Annotated in this window: 24 protein-coding genes; 5 read left to right on the top strand and 19 right to left on the bottom strand. The window is 59.3% G+C overall.

Going from position 1 to position 23,642, the window contains the following annotated elements:
* Window positions 1–64 precede the first annotated feature (64 nt).
* Window positions 65–2,383 (top strand): bifunctional diguanylate cyclase/phosphodiesterase, encoded by a 2,319-nt coding sequence (locus A3709_RS03845; protein ID WP_066050329.1) that lies wholly within the window; start codon window positions 65–67, stop codon window positions 2,381–2,383.
* Window positions 2,384–2,385: 2 nt separating this feature from the next.
* On the opposite strand, the gene A3709_RS03840 is transcribed toward A3709_RS03845, so the two are convergent.
* The 5 genes from A3709_RS03840 to A3709_RS03820 all read right to left on the bottom strand — a co-directional run bounded on the left by A3709_RS03840 (window position 2,386) and on the right by A3709_RS03820 (window position 7,390).
* Complete coding sequence (locus A3709_RS03840) at window positions 2,386–2,736, bottom strand: nuclear transport factor 2 family protein (RefSeq protein WP_066050324.1); 351 nt, start codon at window positions 2,734–2,736, stop codon at window positions 2,386–2,388.
* A 9-nt stretch (window positions 2,737–2,745) separates the two neighbouring features.
* Entirely contained in the window at window positions 2,746–3,885 is a 1,140-nt protein-coding gene (locus tag A3709_RS03835) for an acyl-CoA dehydrogenase family protein (protein ID WP_066050320.1), read from the bottom strand.
* 10 nt (window positions 3,886–3,895) lie between these two features.
* Entirely contained in the window at window positions 3,896–5,110 is a 1,215-nt protein-coding gene (locus tag A3709_RS03830) for an acyl-CoA dehydrogenase family protein (RefSeq protein WP_066050317.1), read from the bottom strand.
* Window positions 5,111–5,609: 499 nt separating this feature from the next.
* On the bottom strand, window positions 5,610–6,668 hold the full coding sequence (locus tag A3709_RS03825) for a S1C family serine protease (protein WP_066050315.1): 1,059 nt from the start codon (window positions 6,666–6,668) through the stop codon (window positions 5,610–5,612).
* A 2-nt stretch (window positions 6,669–6,670) separates the two neighbouring features.
* A complete protein-coding gene (locus A3709_RS03820) occupies window positions 6,671–7,390 on the bottom strand; it encodes a DUF1499 domain-containing protein (RefSeq protein ID WP_066050312.1) in 720 nt (239 codons plus the stop codon).
* 133 nt (window positions 7,391–7,523) lie between these two features.
* Between A3709_RS03820 and A3709_RS03815 the strand changes: the two genes are divergently transcribed.
* On the top strand, window positions 7,524–8,231 hold the full coding sequence (locus A3709_RS03815; protein ID WP_066050309.1) for a hypothetical protein: 708 nt from the start codon (window positions 7,524–7,526) through the stop codon (window positions 8,229–8,231).
* Here the strand turns inward: A3709_RS03815 and htpX are convergent.
* From htpX to A3709_RS03790, 5 genes are all read right to left on the bottom strand, one after another.
* Window positions 8,228–9,109 carry a protease HtpX gene (gene htpX, locus A3709_RS03810; RefSeq protein ID WP_066050307.1) on the bottom strand — a complete coding sequence of 294 codons (882 nt, stop codon included), beginning with the start codon at window positions 9,107–9,109 and terminating at the stop codon, window positions 8,228–8,230. The two genes, A3709_RS03815 and htpX, sit on opposite strands and share 4 nt — an antisense overlap.
* Window positions 9,110–9,113: 4 nt before the next feature.
* A complete protein-coding gene (locus A3709_RS03805; protein WP_066050304.1) occupies window positions 9,114–9,431 on the bottom strand; it encodes a hypothetical protein in 318 nt (105 codons plus the stop codon).
* A gap of 63 nt (window positions 9,432–9,494) precedes the next feature.
* Window positions 9,495–10,208, bottom strand: coding sequence for a DnaJ domain-containing protein (locus A3709_RS03800; RefSeq protein WP_066050301.1), 714 nt, complete (start codon window positions 10,206–10,208; stop codon window positions 9,495–9,497).
* Window positions 10,209–10,215: 7 nt separating this feature from the next.
* Window positions 10,216–10,902 carry a hypothetical protein gene (locus A3709_RS03795; RefSeq protein WP_066050299.1) on the bottom strand — a complete coding sequence of 229 codons (687 nt, stop codon included), beginning with the start codon at window positions 10,900–10,902 and terminating at the stop codon, window positions 10,216–10,218.
* A 10-nt stretch (window positions 10,903–10,912) separates the two neighbouring features.
* The gene (locus tag A3709_RS03790; RefSeq protein WP_066050296.1) at window positions 10,913–11,104 is read right to left on the bottom strand and encodes a hypothetical protein; all 192 of its coding nucleotides are present in this window, start codon (window positions 11,102–11,104) and stop codon (window positions 10,913–10,915) included.
* Between the two features lie 208 nt (window positions 11,105–11,312).
* Here A3709_RS03790 and msrA point away from each other — a divergent pair, with 208 nt between their 5' ends.
* A complete protein-coding gene (gene msrA, locus A3709_RS03785) occupies window positions 11,313–11,969 on the top strand; it encodes a peptide-methionine (S)-S-oxide reductase MsrA (RefSeq protein ID WP_066050292.1) in 657 nt (218 codons plus the stop codon).
* A 15-nt stretch (window positions 11,970–11,984) separates the two neighbouring features.
* On the opposite strand, the gene A3709_RS03780 is transcribed toward msrA, so the two are convergent.
* From A3709_RS03780 to A3709_RS03745, 8 genes are all read right to left on the bottom strand, one after another.
* Complete coding sequence (locus A3709_RS03780) at window positions 11,985–12,692, bottom strand: 16S rRNA (uracil(1498)-N(3))-methyltransferase (RefSeq protein WP_066050289.1); 708 nt, start codon at window positions 12,690–12,692, stop codon at window positions 11,985–11,987.
* Window positions 12,693–14,018 (bottom strand): 30S ribosomal protein S12 methylthiotransferase RimO, encoded by a 1,326-nt coding sequence (rimO, locus tag A3709_RS03775; RefSeq protein ID WP_066050287.1) that lies wholly within the window; start codon window positions 14,016–14,018, stop codon window positions 12,693–12,695.
* Between the two features lie 239 nt (window positions 14,019–14,257).
* Entirely contained in the window at window positions 14,258–14,626 is a 369-nt protein-coding gene (locus A3709_RS24435) for a hypothetical protein (RefSeq protein WP_231871098.1), read from the bottom strand.
* 89 nt (window positions 14,627–14,715) lie between these two features.
* A complete protein-coding gene (locus A3709_RS03765) occupies window positions 14,716–17,046 on the bottom strand; it encodes a M28 family peptidase (protein ID WP_066050286.1) in 2,331 nt (776 codons plus the stop codon).
* Between the two features lie 190 nt (window positions 17,047–17,236).
* Window positions 17,237–18,430, bottom strand: a complete 1,194-nt coding sequence (locus A3709_RS03760; RefSeq protein WP_066050283.1) for a dihydrolipoamide acetyltransferase family protein — start codon at window positions 18,428–18,430, stop codon at window positions 17,237–17,239.
* The gene (locus A3709_RS03755; protein WP_066050281.1) at window positions 18,427–19,434 is read right to left on the bottom strand and encodes an alpha-ketoacid dehydrogenase subunit beta; all 1,008 of its coding nucleotides are present in this window, start codon (window positions 19,432–19,434) and stop codon (window positions 18,427–18,429) included. The genes A3709_RS03760 and A3709_RS03755 overlap by 4 nt, the downstream gene beginning before the upstream one ends.
* A 13-nt stretch (window positions 19,435–19,447) precedes the next feature.
* Window positions 19,448–20,425: a thiamine pyrophosphate-dependent dehydrogenase E1 component subunit alpha gene (locus tag A3709_RS03750; protein ID WP_066050276.1), complete on the bottom strand. Its 978-nt coding sequence runs from the start codon at window positions 20,423–20,425 to the stop codon at window positions 19,448–19,450.
* A 30-nt stretch (window positions 20,426–20,455) separates the two neighbouring features.
* On the bottom strand, window positions 20,456–21,217 hold the full coding sequence (locus tag A3709_RS03745) for a ThuA domain-containing protein (RefSeq protein ID WP_066050273.1): 762 nt from the start codon (window positions 21,215–21,217) through the stop codon (window positions 20,456–20,458).
* A 174-nt stretch (window positions 21,218–21,391) separates the two neighbouring features.
* On the opposite strand from A3709_RS03745, the gene A3709_RS03740 reads away from it, so the two are divergent.
* Window positions 21,392–22,165, top strand: a complete 774-nt coding sequence (locus A3709_RS03740) for a crotonase/enoyl-CoA hydratase family protein (protein ID WP_066050270.1) — start codon at window positions 21,392–21,394, stop codon at window positions 22,163–22,165.
* Here the strand turns inward: A3709_RS03740 and A3709_RS03735 are convergent.
* Window positions 22,162–22,626 (bottom strand): DUF2244 domain-containing protein, encoded by a 465-nt coding sequence (locus tag A3709_RS03735; protein ID WP_231871097.1) that lies wholly within the window; start codon window positions 22,624–22,626, stop codon window positions 22,162–22,164. The genes A3709_RS03740 and A3709_RS03735 overlap by 4 nt on opposite strands.
* Window positions 22,627–22,759: 133 nt before the next feature.
* Here A3709_RS03735 and A3709_RS03730 point away from each other — a divergent pair, with 133 nt between their 5' ends.
* Window positions 22,760–23,569 (top strand): sulfurtransferase, encoded by an 810-nt coding sequence (locus tag A3709_RS03730; RefSeq protein ID WP_231871096.1) that lies wholly within the window; start codon window positions 22,760–22,762, stop codon window positions 23,567–23,569.
* Window positions 23,570–23,642: the final 73 nt, after the last annotated feature.

The following is a 23,642-nucleotide window of genomic DNA, read 5'->3' as shown; positions in this document are numbered from 1 at the left end:
TTGGAAAACGGCGGTGGGATACCACATACTGTGAGCATAACAACAAGGGACAGGTGGACGCCGGATGACCATTGCCGGAAAGTTCAATGCGCTGTTAAGTACGATAGTGATCAGCGTGGGCCTGCTGGTCTGCGGGGTTAGTGCAACACACGAATTCAATGCCGAGCGCGAGCGGGCTTTTGCCCAGCTGGAGCGCGAGGTCCGTTCGCGGTACCAGATTGCCTACGCGATGTACCTGGGCGACAGCCAGGCCCTGTCGGCTGCCCTGAAGCCCATGCTGCAGACACCCGTGATCGGCATTACCGCCTATTCCACCCAGGGTGACAAACGCATCGTGCTCGGTCGCTCCTCGGACCTGGCCGGGTTCGATGAGGCGCGGGGCAATACGACCTCTGCAGAAACCAACTTGCAGTCCTTGAATCGCGATGGGACCGCCGCAGGTGTCGGGTTAGTCAGTGCCTTTTATCCTCCGGGTGCAGAGCTGCATCTCAACTTACCGGTGTTCTCCGGCGTTAATCCGCAGTCATCGGTGGATGCACAGGCTTTTGTACTGGCTCAGAGTGAAGTCTTTGCCGAGGGCAGCCGCCACGTGGTGGGCTATCTCCACTTCGTAGTACCCCAGCAGCAGATTCTGTTGCAGGTCACTCCCTATTTGTACCGTGTCTTCCTGATTAGCGCGCTGTTCGCTTGTGTCAGCATGTTGTTCAGTGCCGTCTTCACACGCCGGATTACCGCGCCCTTGGCCCGGCTGGCGCGGGCAGCGCAGGAGCTCGCAGAGGGGCGTTTGGAGAAGCCGGTACAGGCTCGCGGCAGCGGTGAGATCAGCGACATCGCGCGCATCATCAACGGCATTTTCAGCGGTATGTCCGACTACAAGACCCGTATGGATGTCGACCACCAACTGCTCAGCATGAAGGTGGAGGAGCGTACCGCGCAGTTGTCCAAGCGCAACCAGGAGCTCAATCAGGCGGTCAAGCAGGTCACCCAGGCCAAGAACCGGCTGCGTCAGTTCGCCTACTACGACAGCCTGACATCACTGCCGAATCGCCGCTTGTTTACCGAGCAATTGTCGCTGTTGTTGCGACTGGCTAAGCGCAACGAGGAGCAGCTGGCGCTGCTGTTCCTTGATCTGGACAACTTCAAGCGGATCAATGATTCCCTGGGGCATAGCGCCGGCGATTTACTGTTGCGAGAGGTCGGTGCACGGCTGGCGAACTGTGTGCGCGAGAGCGACGTGGTAGCGCACTACAGTGAGACCAGCGGCAAGATCGGGGTGTCGCGGCTCGGCGGCGATGAATTCACCGTGGTGCTCAACCATGTGGCGGGCCCCGAGGCGGCGGGGGTGGTTGCGCAGCGACTGCTCGACGCGCTGGTGGAACCCATGCTGATCGACGGCCATGAACTGGTGGTCACCCCCAGCGTAGGTATTGCCCTGGCGCCTGACCATGCCGACGATGTGGAGGGCCTGCTGCGCTGCGCGGATACCGCGATGTACCACGCCAAGAGCACGGGCAAAAACAGCTTCCTGGTTTACAACAACGATATGGATGCGGCAGGCCTGGATCGCCTGACGCTCGAGACCGATTTGCGGCGCGCTATCGAGCGCGATGAACTGGTGCTGTACTACCAGCCACAGGTGAACACCCGCACGGGTGCCGTGGAAGGCGCCGAGGCCCTGATGCGCTGGCGGCACCCAGAGCAGGGACTGATACCCCCGTTCCGGTTTATTCCCCTCGCCGAAGAAATGGGGCTTATCAATGATATGGGCGACTGGGCGATCCGCGAGGCCTGTATGCAGGTAAAGCGCTTCCGCGAGCAGGGACAGCTATTGCCGCGAGTGGCCGTCAATGTCTCTGCCCTGCAATTCACGCCTACCTTTGTGCGCAAGGTCAAAGACATTCTCGAAGAGACAGGGGTCGACCCCAGTGTGTTGCAGTTGGAGCTGACTGAGGGTGTTGTGATGGGCGATACCCACGCTTCGGTCAAGGCCTTGAGCGAGTTGCGGGAAATGGGTGTGAGTCTGTCCATCGACGATTTTGGCACCGGTTATTCATCGCTGAGTTACCTTAGCCGTTTCCCGTTAACCGAGCTGAAGATTGATCGTAGCTTTGTTATCGCCGCCGAGAACAGCGCCGAAGATGCCAGCCTGGTAATTGCGATTATCGCCATGGCCCGTGGGCTGGGGCTGGACGTTGTGGTGGAGGGTGTTGAGACGCTGGAGCAGTACCACTTTATCAGTGAGCACGGCGCCCACATTATTCAGGGCTACCTGTTCAGTGCGCCCGTGCCAGTGGATGAGTTTGCCGAGCTGTTAAAGCCCTGGCATTTTGTGCGTGAGTTGCAGGGGCTGGATGGGCGCGCCCGGCAGGTGCCGGGCGGCTGAGATTACATATTCTCGGGGCCCCAGTAGGCCTTCATGCTGACGACCTTACCCGCTTCATTGAATTCAAAGATATCGATGATATCGATGCTCATGTCACCCATTTTGACTTGAAATGGAAATGCTGCCGTGTTGGCGGCTGAGCGGACCGGGCCGCTGAGTACGAGTTTGGCACCCGACCCCAGGGCGCCTTCATAAAAAGCACACACCGCTTCAATGCCCACATGCTTATCACTGCCCACTGGGTCTTCAACAATAGCATCCTCCGCGTAGATATCGCGGATGATTGCCATGTCCTGTTTGTCGAAGGCCTCGACGTAGCGCCCTACCGCCGCGACTTTGTCTGCATATTCCATTGTTGCTCCTTAGTAGCCACACAGGGTGGCGTAGCGGTCCTTGTGAAAGCTGGTGTCGCCGAATACCTGCATGGCGACGCGTGCGCGCTTGAGGAAAAAGCCGATTTCCAGTGCGTCGGTGACGCCGATGCCACCGTGCATTTGCACCGCTTCGTTGGTCACCAGCTGCGCGAGATCGTTGAGACGAGCCTTGGCCAGGCTTGCCAGCAGCGGCAATTGTTCGGGGGTTTCATCGACGGCGGACAGGGCCTGCAATACCACCGAACGCGCCAGTTCAAGCTGGGTTTGCATAAAGGCGGCGCGGTGCTGTAGCGCCTGGAAGCTGCCGATAAGTGCGCCGAACTGTTCGCGTTCCTTGAGGTAGGCCACTGTGCGCTCAAAGCACTCCAGGGCAATACCCATCATTTCAGCGGCCATCGCTACCCGGCCGCGATCCAGCACCGGCTCCAGTACCGACCAACCCTGGCCAGCCTCGCCCACTAGTGCCTCAGGGCCCACCGCGACATTATCGAGCGTGATATTGGCAGCGTTGCGGCTGTCGGCCATCAGCGTACGCTGACGCTGTATGCCGGGGGCATCACCGGGCACCAGAAACAGGCTCAAGCCAGCGCTGTCGCCAGTGTTGCCCGCGCTGCGCGCCACGACCAGAATTTGGTTGGCGCTGTGACCGTCCAGCACAAATGTCTTGCGCCCGTTCAGTACGTAGCCATCGTCAGTGGTCTCGGCGGTAGTCGCAATGCTGTGGGGCTTGTGACGGTTGTGCTCTTCCAGGGCCAGTGCCAGGGTAGTCTCGCCTGCTGCAATGGCTGGTAGCAGCGTCTCTTTCTGGGAGGGCGTGCCGCCCAGCAAAATGGCCGAGGCACCGACAACGGCCGAGGCGAACAGCGGGGATGCGGTGAGTGTACGACCGGCTTCTTCCATGACCACACCGAGGCCGAGGAAGCCAAAATCTAGGCCGCCGTATTCCTCCGGCAGAATAATACTGGCCCAACCGAGCTCTGACATTTGCTGCCACAGTGCGCTGTCGTAGCCGGTTTTGTTGCGCTCGTCGCGCAGGGTCCGCAATGCCTCAACCGGCGCATTGGTTGTCAAGAATTCCCGGGCAGTATCCTGCAGGAATCGCTGTTCTTCATTCAGTACCAGTGCCATGTTGCCTCTCCTAGCCCTGGGGCAGTTCCAATACGTTTTTAGCGATCACGTTGAGCTGTACTTCTGAGGTGCCGCCGGCAATCGTCATGGCGTAGGACATAGCCCACAGCCGCAGTGTGTCGATTTCGGCACGGTTGAAGCCTTCGCCTTCCCAGCCAAGCCCCTGGCTGCCCATAATGGCCAGCAGCAACTCGCTCTTCTGTTTCTCCGCCTCGGTGCCCACATACTTCATGACCAGCGGTGCGGCGCTGCGCACGCCGGCAACTTTCTCTTCGAAGGTGCGGAAGTGGGTGAGGCCCACGGCGTGCATTTCCATGTCGTAGTCCACCAGGCGCGAGCGCAGCTCAGCGTCGGCGATCTTGCCGTCCTCAAACTCCAGGTACTGGCGCGCTGCCTGGTTGGGAACGACCACCTCGCGGGGTGAGTCGCTGCCAATCTCTGACATCAGCTTGCGTTCGTGGACCAGCAGTGCCTTGGCGACGCTCCATCCCGCGTTCAGTTCACCGACCAGGTTTTCCTTGGGTACCTTCACATTGTCGAAAAAGGTCTGGCAGAACTCGGATTCGCCGGAAATCAGCTCAATCGGGGTGGTGGTTATACCGGGGTCGTCCATGTCGATCAGCAGGAAGCTGATACCTTCCTGTTTCTTTGCATCCGGATCTGTTCTGACCAGGCAGAAAATCCAATCGCACTTGTCAGCGGCAGTGGTCCAGATCTTGGAGCCGTTAACCAGGAAATGGTCGCCCATATCCTTGGCCTTGCACTGCAGGCTGGCGAGGTCGGAGCCTGAACCGGGTTCGGAATAACCCTGGGCCCAGCGCACCTTGCCATCGATGATGTCGCGAATGTGTTGTTGTTTCTGCGCTTCATTGCCAAATTCCAGCAACGCGGGGCCGAGCATCCAGATGCCTATGCCGTACAGCGGCGTGCGCGCCCGGATGGCTTTCATTTCTTCCTTGATAACTTTGCCCTGTTGCGGGCTCAGGCCGCCACCACCGTACTCGGTTGGCCACTCGGGGCATACCCAGCCTTTGTCGCGGAACCGTTCAAACCAGATGCGGGCGTCTTCACTCGGGAACGTCGCATTGCGACCACCGAAGTACTGTTCTTCGGGGGTAATGGGTTGGCGCTGTGACTCGGGGCAGTTATCTTCAAGCCACTGGCGAACATCGAGGCGAAACTGTTCCAGGTCCTGCACAGTCGAACTCCTATCGGCAGCTGTCATGGTGTCTCCGTCAATAAAACGTAAGCGGGAGGGTCGGGCGCAGTTTATGTGCTCAAAGCCCGCTAGATGAAGGATCTTCAGGGTACTTACTGGTGATTTGCAGGCAATAGCCTAAGAAGTCAGTCTGGGTGACATATTGGGACATACTCGTGACCTGAGCGTCGGTCTGGGAACGGTTAGGCCCTTTCGAAACCGCTGCAAGGGTCATCCATGGCGCGCTTCGGCCTTCGCTATCCATGGCTACGGACGATTTCGAAAGGGCCTAACCGCTCCCAGACCTTGTTTCGGCGAGTCTGCGAGCCAGGAAAGACCCTATTGGCCCGTTCAACTAGTTGTTGCAGGGATTAGGTCTGTAGACAAATTCTGGCTTCCGAAATCGTGGGTAGGCAGGGATGGCGCGGCCGGCGCTCCGGGACGCCGAAGCGACCACATGGATATGCCCCGTAGCGTTTTCGGGAGGCAAAATTTGTCTACAGACCGACGGGCAGAAAACAAACCGTCACTGCGNCTCAATCAACCGAACCTCAAAGCTCAGCTCTTCCTCTTCCCGCCGTGTCCGAATAGTCACCGTATCCCCAGGCTTACGCTTCTCTAGTGCACTCAGGTAGTCATCCCTATTACTTACCCGGACCCCGTCAACGTGGGTGATGATGTCGCCCAGTTCCACCTCGCGCCGGGAGACCCGCCGCGCGCCTGTCAGTCCTGCTTCCGCCGCAGGCAGGCCCGGGTATACGTGCACGATAGGAACGCCATCAATCCGGTAGCGTTGAATCCAGCTATCGCTAGCCAGTTCCACGCCGATAATGGGATGGAGAATGCGGCCGTAGGCAATGAGCTGTGGCACCACGTCTTTGACCGTATTGACCGGAATCGCAAAGCCAATGCCCGCACTGGCGCCGCTCGGGCTGTAGATGGCCGTGTTCACGCCAACCAGTTGGCCCAAGGAGTTAAGGAGGGGGCCGCCGGAGTTGCCCGGGTTAATGGCCGCGTCGGTCTGGATAACGCCGCGTATGGTTCTGCCGCTGGGCGATTGGATTTCTCGACCCAGGGCGCTGACCACGCCAGTGGTCAAAGTTGTGTCCAGGCCAAAAGGGTTGCCGATGGCGAGTACCTTGCGTCCCACCGACAGTTCCGATGAGTCACCCAGAGGCAGGCTGACAAGATCCTCCGGCGGCTCTTCAAGGCGCAGTGCCGCCAGGTCTTTCTCCGGAGCCACGCCAATGAGCTCAGCTTCGAATTCGCGCTGATCATCCAGAGTGACGATCAGGCGGTGAGCGCCGGCGATGACGTGATAGTTAGTCACAATCAGGCCGCTGTCGTTCCACACAAAGCCGCTGCCCGCGCCACGTGGAATCTCCTGGACGTTGCGCGAGAACAGGCTGCGCCGCAGTGCCGTGTTGGTGACATACACCACGGAGGGGCTGGCCTTGCCGAAGATCTCGGTGCTGTTGCGTTCGTCTTCCGTGGCAAAGGTCAGGTAATCCACGTTTTTGGCCGTGCCCGGGAGGGATACGGCCAGCAGCATCAGGCTTAGCAGCGCCGGTAAAACAGACTTCATTTTTATTCCTGGTAGAACGCTTCGGTGAACTTGCGAATACGGGCGGCATTGGCGCCCAGATCAGAGCGGCCCACGCGGGACACCGAGCGCAGATCCACCATAGTGCCGGACTCGTTGCTGGTAATGCGAATGGCGACGTCGTCCTTAAAGCCCATGAGGGCCGTCGTGGAGACAGCCTCGAGATAACCTGTGTTGAGGTCCTCGCGATAAATATCCCAGCCCAGGTCCAGCGCTGTTTGCTTGGCCTTGGCGAACGCATCTTCGATGCTCAGGTTGGTCTCCAGTGTCGAGAGATCACTGTAGGCCTCACGGGCCATCTCAACGACATCCGGGGCCAGCGCCAGGCTGTTGGCGTCCGGGCCGCGTTGCTCCGGGGCAGCAGTGAAGCGGGGCGGATCATCCGGGTCTGTGGTGATGTCATGAATGGGCGGATAGTCGCCCATGCTGGCCACCATGCTCAGAAGCAGCGCTGTGCCGGGCAGTGCCAGCAGCGCGCGTTTCTGCAGGGCTTTCCGGTGCGGGCGGTAGAGTGGTAACAGGCCCAGCACCAGCGCCAGAACGAAGATAATGGTGGCACCCAGACAGCTTAGTGCGTACAGCATCAGACCTTGTTGCCATGCGCCTGAGCGCACCGTAAGAACGGCCAGTGGCAGTGTGACCAGCATGGTAATGGCCAGGTAACCCACCCAGTTGACCATCTTGGGAGTTGAAGTGTCCTGCATGTTATTGCTCTCTTGGGAGTTCGGGGGTTTAAGAATACTACTCGCACTGTGTCCTTGCGAGTGGGTGATTGTGACCGTTGTGTACATCTGATTTACTGGTGCGCTAAAGAATAAAGACAAAGCGAGTAAAACCTTGGAAAAACTGATCTTTCCCCTCTGGAAATCAACCCAGCAGTCAGGTGACGAATTTCGAGACACCCTGTTGGCCCGGCGCGAGGAGTTGAATGCCCTGGAGGGTGTGCGTGCCGGTCGCTTACTGGTCGTCGATAGCGATGTGGCGCTCTGTGCTCACCGTCGCCAGGATCACTCCAAACCGGTACCGGATGCGATCCTCACGCTGTGGATGAATCGCGCTGAAGAGGGCCGCGCCGTCGGTGACTTTCTGGCGCCGCTGGTGACGCGTTTTACCAGCTATCTGGCCACCGAGTCTGAACCGTTGATTAACGAAAAACATGCAGCCCAACCCGGCGAGCGGGTGCACGGATTTTGTCACGTGGTGTTTTTGCAGCGTCCGCCGTGGCTTAGCGAAGCACAGTGGCTGGAGATCTGGCACGGCAAGCACACCCAGATAGCCATCGACATCCAGTCCACGTTTGGCTATCGCCAGAACACCCTGGTGCGCAGCCTAAGCTACGCCGCGCCGCCGCTGCACGCCATGATCGAGGAAAACTTCCCCGCGTCAGCGATGACCTCGGACTACGCGTTTTACGACGTGGAAGAGGGCGACGACGAGGGCGTCGCCCGGCGCGGCAAGGAAATGATCGACAGCGTGGCGCGCTTTATCGATTTCGACAAAATCGATGTGATTCCCACCAGCGAGTATACGCTGAAGACGCTTTAACCGGCCTGGAGCGCTCGGATCCTGTTCTCCAGGGGCGGATGCGAGCGGAATAGCCCGGCAAAGCCTTCCTTGAGCTGCTCGCTAATGCCAAAGGCGGTGAGTTCACCGGGCAGGTCCTGCGGTAGGCCCTGCTCTTCGCGCAGTCGCTGCAGCGCAGCAATCATATCGCCATTGGTAGTGAGTTTGGCACCGGCAGCATCGGCCCGATACTCGCGCCAGCGTGAGAACCAGAACACAATCATGCTGGCGAGCATGCCCAGCACCAGTTCAGCCACGATAGTCACCACGTAGTAACCAATGCCATAGCCGCGCTCGGTCTTGAAAACCACCCGATCCACGGTGTGGCCAATGATACGCGCCAGGAACATCACAAAGGTGTTCACCACGCCCTGGATCAGGCTGAGGGTAATCATATCGCCGTTCGCGACATGGCCAATTTCGTGAGCCATAACCGCGCGCACTTCCTCTGGCCTGAAACGCTGCAACAAGCCGGCGCTGACTGCGACCAGTGCATCGTTGCGATTCCATCCTGTGGCAAAGGCGTTGGCCGCTTGTGAGGGGAATACGCCAACCTCCGGCATGCCGATGCCGGCTTCTTCTGCCAGTTCCCGGACGGTATCGACCAGCCACTGTTCATCGCGATTGCGCGGCTGCTCAATGATGTAAGTGCCGGTGCCGCGTTTGGCCATCCATTTGGAGAGCAACAGTGAAATCAGGGAACCGCCAAAGCCAAACACCGCGCAGAAAATCAGCAGTGAGCTTAGATTGAGGTCGACCCCATTGGCGGCCAGAATACCTTCCAGGCCGAGCAGGTTGAACACAAAGCTGACGAGGACCAATACCGCCATATTGGTCGCCAGGAAGAGCAGTATGCGCATGGTTTCAGTGCTCCGTGGTAGGGGCCGCTTCGACCGCTTGTTCGTGGTTCGCTTGTCCCGCTTCCTCGACGGGCTCCGGCTCGAGGTTGGGCAGGGGAACCTGGCTGGGCTCAACCACTGGCTCGCCTTTCTCTGACAGCGCCGTCGCTACCACTTCACCGCGCAATTCGGTGTCTTTTGACGATAATTCGAACAGGGTGTTAATCGCCTCATCCTCGTGCTTTACGCGCATGACGGCTTTGGCTTCACTGCCGCTCACCCACTCCTTGCTTTTGCCCCAGTAGTGGCCGTGCTGGTTGCGGATAACATATACATCTGACATTGGGTGGAGTCCTTCAAATCTGAACGCGGGAAGTGTAGCGGTGTCCTGCCGGGCGGGAAAGCCTTAGCCCAGCAGGAAATCCTTGGCCTGGTTGATTTTGGCGGCTAGGTAGTCGTTGCCTCCGCGGTCGGGGTGCAGTTTCTGCATCAGCTTGCGGTGGGCGGCCACGATATCGTCATCGCTGGCGCTTTCGTCCAGGCCGAGTACCGCCAGGGCTTCCTTGCGGCTCAGGCCTCCCGGGCCGGTCGGTTCCTCGTTAGCCGTCTGGTCAGCAGCGCCTTCGTAGCTGCCGAAACGCTGCTCTAGGTAGCCCTGCAGCAGCTGCACGGAATCCGGGTCGCGGGACTGGCAATACGCCATGAGTTCATCCAGTTGCTCGCGTTGCATATCTGCCAGGCGCCAGCCCTTGTAGGGGCCCTCCAGCACTTCGCCGTGGAGTTCACCGCTATCGTGATCCAGTTGCATACTCAGGATGTCGGTGGCGACGGTCGAGTGTTGGCCGCCGGGGGCTGCCTGGCCCATGCGTGAGGCGAGCAGCGGAAAGAATCGGATCAGTGTGGGACCCAGCTGACGCAACACGACCAGCAGACCGGTGAGTGCCACGCCGATCCAGTGCATCTTGCCGGCCAGTGCCAGAATAACGACCCCGACCACGGCCACACCGAGGGCCAACTTGATGTATTCACCGCGGCGTTTGTGCGGTGGTGCCGCCTGGGCGCGTTTTAGCAGGATGTAGAGGACGATGGCGACAGCCGCCAGCAGAATTAAACGGGGCACAGGAATCTCAGCGCTTCAATTGTTGAAGTAGCAGTTTATCACCCTGGCCGCCCTGTTTTTCAAGCGCCGCGATACCGCCGCGGGCGTAGCGAGCCACGGCACCGAGAAGTGCCGCGAGCGTATCGGCGCTGCGCTGGTCGAAACGCGCGTAAACACCGCCACTCAGCTTCGCCATGTGTTTGAAGGTGCGCTCAACCTGAGCATCTTGACCTTCCTGGAACAGGAACAGCGGTAATTTGAGCAGGCCGCATTCACCGGCCAGCTGGCTCAGGGTGTCGGGGTTTTCCTCCATGGCATCGCCGATAAACACCACTGCTTTTATGGGCTCAGCGCGATGTTCCTGCTGGGCGTGACGCAGCAGCCTGGCAATCTGTGTGTGGCCGCCTTCGCACTGGACTCGCCCCATGGTGCGGGTGAGTTGTTGGCTGTCATCCAGCCAGGGGCTGGCAAAGAAGTCATTGAACCCGCGGAAGTAGCACAGTTGTACCCGAAGGCTGGCAGTGCTGGAGGCGGAGCGAAACATTTCACCCTGCAGGTGGCTGGCCTGATCCCAGGTAGGCTGACGGCTGGCGGTGGCGTCGATGGCGAAAAGCAGGCGCGGCTGCTGGCGGCGGAACGCGGTAATGTCCCGGCTTTTTTTCAGGAAGAGATCAATGTCCCGACTCTGGGACCGTTGGCTGGGCGCTTTGGCCATGGCAGGCCTGTTACAGTTGGTGGCTGGAGTCTCCTAGTTTACCCATCTCTGCCAGTTCTGTCAGATAGTGGCGCCGCGCAGCAAGCTCACTGATGGCGCGCTGCAGGTCTGCGCTGTCCAGTGGACCGGCTTGTTCGCTGTTGACGATTTGCCACAGCTTCCGGCTGCACAATTCGCTGGGGTTAAAACGTGTCGTTTGCAAAATTTTCTCTCTCGTTCTCGTTGTTATCCGGGGTGAATCGGGCCCGGGAACCATCGTGAGTTCCAGATTAGGCCGGTGATATGACATGGATATGACAGGGGAAGGCGGTGCTTCCGCCCCGGGGAGTGCTTCGAGCTTACAACGATTGGCCAGGTTTTGGGAAGGGCAAGGCTTGAATTGGCCGGGTTTAGGGTGTCTACTGCGCCACATGAGCCTATTTGATATTCGTAAAAAACACGCCATGCCCTCCGCTGAGACTGCCCTGCCGGGCAGAAGCGAGGCAATGGCCGTACCCGACACCCACTTCGTCAGTGGCAATCCGCTGGTGGGGCCGTTCCCTGACAACCTGGCCTCGGCCATGTTCGGGATGGGCTGTTTCTGGGGCGTGGAGCGGATGTTCTGGCAGTTACCCGGCGTATACTCCACCGCGGCGGGTTATGCAGCGGGCCATACGCCAAACCCCACCTATAAGGAAGTCTGCAGCGGACAGACCGGCCACAATGAGGTAGTGCGGGTGATCTTTGACCCGGCGCAGGTGTCTTTCGCCGAACTTCTCCAGGTTTTCTGGGAGGGGCATGACCCCACTCAGGGCATGCGTCAGGGCAACGACCTGGGCACACAGTATCGCTCCGGCATTTATTGCTACGATGACGCGCAGGCCAGCGAGGCCGAACGCACTCGTGAAGAATTCCAGGCGTCACTCAGTGCCGCCGGCTATGGTGAGATCACCACTGAAATTATCGCTGCCCCGACCTTCTATTTCGCTGAGGAATACCACCAGCAGTACCTTGCCAAAAATCCCGGCGGCTATTGTGGCATCGGCGGGACCGGTGTCAGCTGTCCGATCGGACTGGGCGTGGAGTAGCGCTGGCTACACCGCTTAGAGCAATCGCCCCAAAAGCGATGTGACGGCATTTTCTACGCGCAGAATACGTGGGCCCAGCGAGACCGTCTTACAGCCCGCTGCCTCCAGTTTTGCCACCTCATAGGGTATGAATCCACCTTCAGGCCCCACGACCAGCAGTGTGCCGCTGTCGATGCTCCGGGGGCAGGGGGGGTAGTTGCCCGGGTGTGCCAGCAGGCTCTGACGCCCGCGTACGAGATCGGGCAATAGATCTTCCACAAAGGGCTTAAAGCGCCGGTGACAGCTCACCGGAGGCAGCACGGTATCGCGTGATTGCTCCAGGCCCTGTAGCAAGTACTCGCGAATCGTGTCAGGGTCGAGCACCGGGGTCTGCCAGAAGCTTTTTTCGACCCGCAGGGAATTGATCAGGTGCAGTTCGGCGACGCCAAACTCTGCCACCGCGCGCAGAATACGCCTCAGCATTTTGGGTCGCGGCAGGGCTAGCACCAGAATCAGCGGCAGCTTGGCCGGTGGCAATTGATCCAGTGTCGGTTCCAGTACGGCGACCTCGGTATTAATGGACAGGACTTTCCCGTGCCCCATGCGGCCGTTGATCTCGCCAATGCGGACGGTATCGCCCACCTCTTTGCCGTGAACTTCCAGCAGGTGCTGTAAGCGTCCGTCGTCAACGCTGAGCAGGCCATCGCTGCCCAGTTCGCTGCGCGAGAAGAGAAGCAGGTTCATTCAGCCTGCCCAGAGATCGTACTCGTCGGCGCCCGTCACTTCGGCTTCGACAAAGTCACCCGGGTTGAGGTCTGTTGCGCCATCGAGGAACACGCGACCATCGATTTCCGGAGCGTCGCCTTGGGAGCGACCAATGGCGCCCTGGTCATCAACTTCATCGATCAGAATCTCGATCTTGGAACCTACCTTTTGCTGCAGTTTGTTAGCGCTGATCTGCTGCTGCAGCGCCATAAACCGCTCCCAACGCTCTTTCTTGACCTCAGCGGGGACATGATCGGGAAGGTCGTTGGCCCGGGCGCCCTTGACTGGTGAATACTCAAAGCAGCCAACCCGATCCAGCTGCGCCTCTTCGATGAAGTCGAGTAGGGTCTCAAAGTCCTGGTCGGTCTCGCCGGGGAAGCCCACGATAAAGGTGCTGCGCAGGGTAATGTCCGGGCAGTCGCGTCGCCAGGCGGCAATGCGCTCCAGAGCTTTCTCCGCCGCAGCGGGGCGTTTCATCCGCTTGAGCACGTCCGGGCTGCCGTGCTGCAGAGGCACATCCAGGTAAGGCAGAATCTTGCCGTCGGCCATTAGCGGAATCACCTTGTCCACGTGGGGGTAGGGGTAGACATAATGCAGCCGCACCCACACACCGAACTCACCCAGTGCCTCACAGAGCTGTTGCATGTGGGTTTTTAGCGGACGGCCATTCCAGAAGCCGGTGCGAAATTTGGTGTCGATGCCGTAGGCGCTGGTGTCCTGGGAGATGACCAGCAATTCGCGCACACCGGCGCGCACCAGGCGCTCGGCCTCATCCATGACATCGCCGATCGGGCGGCTCACCAGGTCACCGCGCATGTCGGGAATAATGCAGAAGCTGCAGCGATGGTTGCAGCCCTCGGAGATTTTCAGATAGGCATAGTGGCGTGGCGTCAGCTTCACGCCCTGCGGAGGTACCAGATCGGTGTAGGGGTCATGGTTTACCACCGGTGGCACCCAGTTATGAACCGCGCCGACAACTTCTTCATAGGCGGCCGGCCCGGTCACCGAAAGCACCTTGGGATGCAGTTCCTGAATCACCTGGGCGTCGTCGCCCTTACCCATACAGCCGGTGACAATCACCTTGCCGTTCTCTTTCATGGCCTCGCCAATGGCGTCGAGCGATTCCTGCTTGGCACTGTCGATAAAGCCACAGGTGTTGACCACCACCACTTCGGCGTCTTCGTAACTGGGCACAATATCGTACCCATCTATTTTCAGCTGGGTGAGGATGCGTTCTGAGTCCACCAGCGCTTTCGGGCAACCGAGGCTGATGAAACCCACTTTCTGTTTGTCAGTGGTCGTCATGGGGAGTCTGGAATGAGGGGAGACAGACCCTATTGTAGCGCAGAGCCCAGAGTTCACGCCATGCTAACGGACCTGGATGGGTGCGTCGGCGTCCGGCGACACGGCCTGGCCAAACGGCTTCTGGAACCCCGTCGGAAGCTCCTCCGACATGTCGAGAAGTGCTGCCAGGCGTCCCATGCCAACGTAGAGGGCGCAATGCAGGATCAGTTCAATGACTTCGGCCTCAGTGAACTCATCTTTTAGGCGCTGAAAGTGCGCATCGTCAATCGACAGGTGATTGGTGGCAAAACGCTCGCCAAAGTCGATGGCCAGCTTTTCCCGGGGCTGAGATTCTCCGCTTCCGCCGGGCGCTCGAGGCTGCACACGTCGCCTTCGCTCACCGTGGCCGCGGCGCTGAAATAGCGGATCGCCATGCAACTGCGACACTGGTTGTGAAAGGCGATACGCAGGCGCATCAATTCAATCAGGCGCTCGTGCAGGGTGCGATTCGTTGTTACCGCAGCGCCAAATTGAAATGGCCCCATGGCCGCCGCCGGGGCATGGGCGAGCATGCGGGTAATGCCGAGCTCAATGTAGGTGGCGCTGTCCGCTGTGGTGAAGTTGCGCAACTCCTCGCTCCACTGCTCCGGTGGCAGTTTGCTGATTCTGCTCGTGATGGTGCCTCGTTGTTATGTTTTTTTGGGGCGTAACGTTATCGCTATAGCACGCGCTGGCTGATGATCACAGCGTCGTTGATGATAAAGGGTTCCGGCATCATTGATGTGCTGCGTGCTTTCATGTCTTCAAACAGTTCAGGCATATCATAGGCTGTTTGCAGCAATTTCAGTCCAAGCGGCGCGTCGGAATCGATGCTCAGCTCAACGGTCAGCGGCGCTAGCGGTGACGCCTGGGTATTGGTCAGTACGAATCCCGGTTTAAATTCGCCTTCGATCCATTGGTCAGACCGCTTGAATGGCTCGCCATTGATCCGCATTCTGCGCACCGTGAGGGGCGATGTCGTCACCAACTGCAATACCGCAGTTGGTCTCTGAGGTTGAATGCTGAGGGTGACGGTGCGTAACCCATCATCTTTGACATCGCCTGTGACGGTGACCTTGGCCGGGGCCAGCGGCAGCACCGGGGCATCCTGGTACCAGCGCACCCGGCTCGATCGATAGGCGGGATAGCGCTCCTGTGGCCAGCTGTCGCCGGTGGTAGGGTCAGTCAGGAACTGCCCGACAAAAGAATCCGGGCGGCGATTGCTGCTGGTCCACCACGCCTCGCCCGTGTCGCTGTCCAGAATGTAATTTATGCTGTTGGGCTTGCGACGATCTTCGCTGTAGCCCGACAGCATCATTGAGACAACCAGTGACCCACAAGCGATGACCGCGCTACTGCGGATCCCCAGTGTGAGCAGCCCCTGGTCGCTGCACAGGGGCAGCAGCAGGGCAAGGGTGAGCGCCGTTAGCACGGTCCCCACCGCCATGGCATTTAATCCCAGTCCAATGACGAAGGCCGGAATCAGCGGTGCCAGGATGAGCACGGGCAGCAGCGCAAGCAATAGCCGCGCGGCCGCCAGCCGCGGGGTGTCTTCGCTGGCCGGCCAAAACATCATAGCCGCCAGTGCAAGCAGGGGAGGGATGACCAGGAATCCTGCGCCCGGCAGACTGGTGGCAGCACCGCCACTGATCACCAGCCAAAGAGCCACCGGCGCCACGTACAGTGCCCGCATCGGCTGATCGGTTGTTGTGCGGCCTGCCCAGCGAAACAAAGCCAGTGTGATGGTGATGCCGAGGGCAATGAAGCTCGCCAGTATCCAGTGGCCGTTATAGGTGAAGCCGTGAGGGATTTCGGCATACTGGGGGAAGAGCGCTTTTAATATGTGCCAGCCGAAATGCGTGACTGCCCATACCAGTACAACTGCCAGTGACGTCGCCAGCACACCTCGCCACAGCTGACTGACACCCAGGCGACCCTGGCGCCAATCGCGCCAGACCACGCCCCCCAGGGCCATGACGCCGAGAGCCACTAGCCACAGATTCCAGGCAAACGGATAGCTGATCATGCCGATGCCTGGCGCGTTGAAATACACCCAATCAGCCTCACTCTCCAGTGAGGCGAGGTCGGCATCGGCGAAGTAATCGAGCAGCGTGGTGAGATATTCCGCCTGGTGATTGAGCGTGTTTGCATCCAGGCGTGGTATTGAATCCTGAGCTGTGTGGTAATCGAAGTGATCGTCGATAAACGCAAAATTAAAGCCGGGGATGTCACCCTGTTCCCTGAATACGGTCAGGTCAGTGTCATTGGGCAGTTGTTTGTACAGGCTGTACATCAGTGAATTGGCGGCGGGGTGTTTCAGGCCGGCGACGCTGAAGGCCCTGATCATGTCTGCATTGCCGCCGTTGGTCTCCATCAGCATATAGCTGGGGCCACCGGAACCGCGTGCCTCGAGATTGAGTACCAGTCGCGCCTGGCTGGCCCAGGGGTGATGACCAACAAAGGCCTCGGCGCCCAGCAGACCACGCTCCTCGCCATCGGTCAGCAGAATAACAATGTCGTTAAGCGGTGTTTCTCCCCGGGCGAGAAAGGCGCGTACGGCCTCAAGAATCGTCACAACGCCGCTGCCGGCATCTGAAGCGCCGAGAGATGAGTGCAGGCCTGAATCGTAGTGCGACATCAGTATCAGGGCATTGCCGGGTTGAGAGCCAGGTATACGGGCAATGATATTGCGCGTGTCGGCAGCGCTGTACTGGCGCCGGAAATGCGTGCCGACCTGGTGCTGTATGTCTGCGGTCAGGCCCATTTGCGCCAGCGCGCCAACGAGATATTCACGCACCCGCTCATGCTCCGCGCTGCCAAGGTAGTGCGGCCTGGCGGCGATAACGTTGAGGTGGGCCAGTGCCCGTTGCTGTGAGAATACCGTGTCGTCGCTGGCACTGTAGGCGTCACTGGCAGGTTGCTGGGCGCTGAAGCTCCAGCCGATAGCGGCCACTATCGCCAAGAAAACAAGCCAGGAGGAGAGCGTGATAGACGAGCGTGATCGATTCATAGTGTCCGCGAGAAATACGTGTAGTGAGAGGCGGCGCAGGTACGGCTGGTGCGTTGATAAGAGCCGCATTCCTGACAGGGGCAGAATAGCATTTCCGGAGGCGGTTTACGCTGTGGTGCGGGTATCCCCGAGCAGAGTATCGGGGATACCGCGTCGTCGAATGCCCGCCGCGTCAGGACGGGCGTTCAGTTCACGACAGGCTGGCGATCTCTTCGCCCAGCACTTTCAGGAAGTTGGCGCCGATGGCGCCATCGATGACCCGGTGGTCACAGGACAGGGTGGCACTGACGATCGTAGCGACGGTGACTTTGCCGTCTCTAACCACTGGCTGCTCACTGCCTTTGCCCAGCGCCAGAATCGCGCCCATCGGTGGGTTGATGATGGCGGTGAAATTATCGATGCCATACATGCCCAGGTTCGACACGGTAAAGCTCCCGTCGCTCAGATCTTCGCGGGTCAGGGCGCCGTTGCGTGCGCGTTCGGCGAACTCTGCGGTTGCGGCTGCGATCTCCTGTGTAGACAGGTTCTGGGCCGCGCGAAGCGTTACCGGATACAACCCGTCTTCGGTGGCGATGGCAACAGATACGTTGGAATCGCTGTACTGATGAATCGCATTGTCGATGACGTTGATGTTCACGCGCGGCTCGCGCTGCAGTGCCCGCGCCACGCATTTTACGAGCAGGTCATTCACTGACACGCGGGTGGTGCCATTGGCATTCAGGGCTGCCCGGTGGGCCAGCAGGCCATCGAGTTCGTAGTTAACGGTGAGGTAGTAATGAGGAATGTCCTGCTTGGCTTCCGACAGGCGCTTGGCGATAGTTTGGCGCGTGGCAGACAGCGGTATGACCTTTACCCCTGTCGGCGCTGGCTCGGCGCCATCACTGGCGGCGGCGCGCACATCATCTTCGGTGATGCGCCCGCGGCGGCCCGTGCCGGTGACCGTATTGAGATCAACACCCAGTTCCGCGGCAAGGTTGCGCACGGCGGGGGCGGAGCGAGTCGCAGCGTCTCCGCCGGGGCGGGCGTTGGCCGCGGCTGCCGGGACAGGGGCATCGTTGTCGGTTGCGCTGTCGTCCTCTGCTGCGGGCGCGCTACCACCGAAGTCAGCGATAAAGCTGTCGATACTGGCGTCATCGACGTTTGCAGCGGCAATCACACCGAGCAATGCACCCACCGGGCGCGCTTCACCTTCCTCGACGAGTACCCGGCGCAGCACACCGTCGGCGGGGGACTCCCACACGTTGACGATTTTGTCCGATTCCATTTCGAGGATTTCGTCGCCCTTGGCAACAGTGTCGCCGACGGTCTTGTTCCAGACGTTAATGGTGCCTTCGACCATTTCGATGCCCCACTTGGGCACTGCAATGGCAGTGATATCGCTCATGCCATGGTCTCCTTGATTGCGGCCATGATTTTTGCGGCATCCGGTATGTAGGCCGCTTCAAGTTCGGGTGAGAAGGGGGTGGGTGAATGCGGTGCACTCACCTGTTTGATCGGGCCTTTGAGTGACTTGAAGGCGCGGTCTGCTGCGAGGCCGGCAATATCTGCCGTCAGGCCACAGCGCGGCGGTGCTTCATCGACGACCACGAGTCGGCCTGTGGCTTCAACACTTTCGAGGATAGCATCGGTATCGAGGGGCGAGGTGGTGCGTGGATCGATCAGATCACAGCTAATCCCCTCGGCCTCCAGTGCATCGATCGCCTGTGCAGCGCGGGGCACCATCTGGCCGAACGCCACAATGGTACAGTCGTCGCCCTCGCGCACAAACGCGGCCTCGCCGAAGGGAATGGTGTACATCTCATCAGGCACTTCGCAGGCTTCCTGGTAGAGCACCTTGGGTTCAAAGAACAGCACTGGGTCATCATCCTGAATTGCCTGCAGCAACAGCCCCTTGGCGTCATACGCGTTGGAAGGCACGACGACCTTCAACCCGGGGAACGAGGTCATTACCTGGTACATGGCCTGGCTATGCTGGCCCGCGGCGGAGAAACCGCCGCCCGACGCGAAGCGGATGACGGCAGGGCATTTACTTTTGCCGCCAAACATGTAGCGGAATTTGCCCATCTGGTTGACGATCTGGTCCATGCACACGCCAATAAAGTCGGCGAACATGATCTCAGCGACAGGGCGCATACCCACTAGCGCAGCACCGGCTGCAGCGCCGACGATGGCGGATTCAGAGATCGGAGTGTCGATACAGCGATTCGGTCCAAAGGCTTTGTACAGACCAGAGGTCACACCAAACACGCCCCCGACTTCACCGACCTTGCCGCTGGGGCTGCCATTGCAGCCGGCCACATCCTCGCCGATGACGAATACGGATTCATCGGCTGCCATTGCCTGGTGCAACGCCTCGTTAATGGCGTCGCGCATTGTTTTTTCTGCCATGTTTGCTTACTCCTCAGGCGGCGCCGTAGTTGATGTAGACGTCTTCAGTGACTTGCTCGGGTGTGGGGCGAGCGGCGGCTTTTGCGCCGCTGACAGCTTCTTCAATCAATGCCATCACCTCGCTGTCCACCGCATCGAGCTCGGCTTCGCTGAGTTCGCCGGTCTCGGCCATGTGCGCCCGAAAGTTCTTCAGGCAGCAGGCATTTTCGCGCAAGTCGTTAATCTCGCCATCGGCCCGATAGTGCTCCGGGTCGCCCACGAAATGGCCGTGGAAGCGGCCCTGTTCGGCAAAGATGCCCGCGGGGCCATTGCCTTCACGGGCGTGGGCAATGGCTTTTGCGGCGGCTTCGTACACGGAGAAAAAGTCCGAACCGTCTGCGACGAACACAGGGAAGCCAAAGCCCTCGGTGCGGGCCTTGAGGTCGTCACAGCCGACGGCGTAGTCGATGTTGGTGTGCTCAGAGTAGTAGTTGTTCTCGATGACAAACACGGCGGGTACTTTCAGTACCACCGCCAGATTCATGGCTTCGAAGCAGGTGCCCTGGTTGACGGAGCCATCACCGGAGAAGGAAATGGCAACGCGGCCATTGTCGCTAATTTTGGCAGCCAGTGCCGCACCCACCGAGATGGGTGGGCCGCCGGCCACAATACCGTTGGCGCCGAGAATACCTTTCTCGACATCCGCGACATGCATGGAGCCCCCTTTGCCCTTGCACAAGCCCTCGGAGGAGCCGAACAGTTCGGCCATCATGCCGATTACGTCGGCGCCTTTGGCAATGCAGTGGCCATGGCCGCGGTGGGTGGAAATAATCGTGTCTTCATCGTCGAGGTGTTCGCACACACCCACGGCGTTGGCTTCCTGCCCTGTATACAGGTGGGTAAAGCCGGCGATCTGGCCATTCATGATTTCCACGTGGGTGCGATCCTCGAACTCACGAATGGTCTTCATCTGGCGATAGGCCCGCAACAGGCCTTCTTTATCAAGAGACATGGTTCTCTCCTCGGTTAAAACAGGTGACGATTATTGGCTTTCCAGTGTTCCCATGGACCAGCGTATTCCCCTGCGCAATAGTTCGTAGTATTCCGCAGTCTCCCAGGCACCCAACTCCTGTTGCGGGTATTCTTCTATGTCCGGCTGCATATCGTACTTGCCGCGTCGGTGTCCCAGCGTCAGGTAAAGGACTTCACCTTCCCCGAAAGCGTGCAAATACATCACGGGGCGAGGTTCATCTTCATGCCAATCTTTGTCGACAAATAGCTCGGTTTCCCCGGTCCATCGGGTGTGTAGCAGTGTTTTTACTTCGCCGTGGAACACGCTGAGGTAGAGTTCCTCATCTTCCACGGTGAAATTTCCCAGTCCTGCAACCAGTGGGTGATCAGGCTCGGTGACGGTCACGTCGTAGGGATCAAGCGGAGGGTGTGATAAAAATTGGCTGCCAAGCATCTCCATGAAAGGTTCGTTGTCACGCGGTGAATCCACGCGGCCATCTTCCACAAAACGCAGTATCGAGTTGGTACTGTGCAGGGCGAACCAACGCCTGCCAGCAGCCATGTACTCTCGCAGTCGCTCAGTCTGAACTGCATCGGGCACGACATCGCAGGTATAGGAGATGATGAAGTCCGCTGCACATATTGCATCGATATCGTTGTAATCATCACCGACCTTGACCTTAAGGCGGGGCTGCTCCGCAATGAGCTTAAGAAGTTCAAGGCGCGCAAAATCGATGTTGTGGTATTTGCCACCAACAATCAGGTAAACATCTAACCGGTCGCTTTTACTCATAGAAACTGCCCGCAGTGGAGTGGATTCCCACCCTGTTTTTTTATTAGAGCGGACGAAAATATCATGCACATTTGCAAAAAACAATCAGCTCTGACTGTATTTTTTGATCCTGCCCTGAGCTTGCCGCTATATCGCCCCCTCCCTACACTGAAGGCACTAAATCTGGAGCAAGCTATGACTGTGAGACTGGAAAAACGAGGAAAGATCGCTGTTATTACCCTTTCCCGGCCCGACGTGCGCAATGCCGTTGATGGGCCTACCGCCCAGGCATTGGCTGATGCTTTTAATGAATTTGAGGCTGATCAGGGCCTGGCAGTGGCCGTCCTGCATGGCGCTAACGGGGTTTTTTGTGCGGGCGCTGATCTAAAGGCGGTGGCCTCCGAGCAGGGGGCCAATCGGCTAGAAGCGGCGGGTGACGGTCCCATGGGGCCATCCCGTATGCTGTTGTCAAAACCCGTGATCGCTGCCATTGCCGGTCACGCAGTCGCTGGAGGCCTGGAACTTGCACTTTGGTGCGATCTGCGTGTGGTGGAGGAAGATGCGGTAATGGGGGTTTTCTGTCGCCGTTGGGGAGTCCCCCTGATTGATGGAGGCACGGTGCGCCTGCCGAGATTGATCGGCCACAGCCGAGCAATGGATCTCATCTTGACCGGCAGACCTGTGGACGCTGCAGAAGCGCTGTCGATCGGACTGGCCAATCGTGTTGTGGCGGCAGGAGGGGCTCTCGATGCCGCAATCGAATTAGCCCAGCAAGTAGCCGCGTTTCCCCAGACCTGTATGCGCTCTGATCGCCTAAGTGCCTATGAGCAGTGGGACCTGGAGTATGCGGCCGCAATGGCGAACGAATTTGAGCGCGGTCTGGAAGTGGTTGCGTCGCGAGAGACAGTGGAGGGTGCAACCCGATTTGCCCAGGGTGCGGGGCGACACGGTAGTTTCGAAGACGCCTAGAACGCGCGTTTGTCGCTGGCGCTGTGGGTGTCGACCCGGATTTCCCGGCGCAGCAACTCAATGAGTTCGCGGGTGTCGTCGGCGGTCAGAAATTCTCCCAGGATGACGTTCTCGGTGCGGTTGTGCAGGCTGAGTGAGGGGCTGTCGTGGGGGTGGCGCTCGGGGATGATGTTCAGGCCCGCCGTCTCCCGCTGAAACTGCCAGCACTGGCGAGGGAAGTAATGGCCTTTCTCAATGCGCACCTCGTCGTCGCTCAGGGTGATCACTTGGCGGTACTGGAGCTTCCAGTTGACGTAGTAGAGTGCACTTCCCAGGGCCAACAGCTCCAGTCCGGCAAACGGCAGAATCGGCCAGGCGCCCAGAAACGTAAAGCCGATCGCAGCACCCAGTGAGGGCACACACAGTGCCATCAGCACATACAGGTTGTTGCGCCATGTTGACGAGTAGTTGGGCCGGGCCACGATTGTGGTGGCTTGACCTTGGCGACTGCTGGTAACCAGGGAACATACCTCCTATTCAGTGGTTTCAGTCTAGTGAATAATACGTCGCTCGCATACCATCAGATATTGCACAGCAACCCTCCAGGAGATCACCTTGAAACATCTTATGCTGGTCGCCGCCAACGAGCTGAGCCTCAATGCCGACAATGTGATTGTCGATTGCCGTTTCAACCTTGCAGATAAGGGCGAGGGCGAGCGCCTCTATCATGAGGGGCATATCCCCGGCGCCGTTTATATGGACCTGGAGCGACACATGTCAGGCCCCGCAGGTGAGCATGGCGGCCGGCATCCCCTGCCTTGCGCCGCCGATTTTGTCGCGACTCTGGCCAGCTTTGGTATTGGCCCGGAGACGAATGTCGTGGCCTACGATGCCCATCGCCTGGCGTATGCAACCCGTCTGTGGTGGATGATGCGAAGCCTGGGTTACCGCCCACCGCGGCTGCTTGACGGCGGCTATCTGGCCTGGGTGCAGGCTGGCGGTGTGCCGGCGTCCGGCGCTGAGGCCGCCGTGCCACCGGTCGAGACAGCACCGAATCAACCTTCTTTTATGCGGGTATGCGACATCGAAGGCTTACGCACAGCGCAGGCGCAGGGCGCGACCCTGGTGGATTCCAGGGAGCCGCGTCGCTACGCCGGAGTAGAGGAGCCCATTGATCCGCTGGCCGGGCATATTCCCGGCGCGCTCAACCACCCATGGCAGGGAGTGACAGATGATAGCGGTGCCGTGCGCGACGAGGCTGGCCTACTCGCCCATTGGGGGGACACGCTGGAGGCCGATAGCCTGGTGGTGTACTGCGGTTCAGGGGTCACCGCCTGTGTAAATCTGTTTTCCCTCGCCCTGCTGGGGCGCGATGACGCCACGCTGTATGCGGGCAGCTGGAGTGACTGGTGCAGCTACCTGTAATGCTGCCACAAACCGGGCTAGGCCCGGGCAGCGGCCTAAGGTAAAATGCGCGCCTTTTTCGTTACCAATCGAG

This window comes from Halioglobus sp. HI00S01, from assembly GCF_001635445.1.
Lineage (GTDB): Bacteria > Pseudomonadota > Gammaproteobacteria > Pseudomonadales > Halieaceae > Halioglobus > Halioglobus japonicus.
This window is presented reverse-complemented; position numbering and strand designations above follow the sequence as displayed.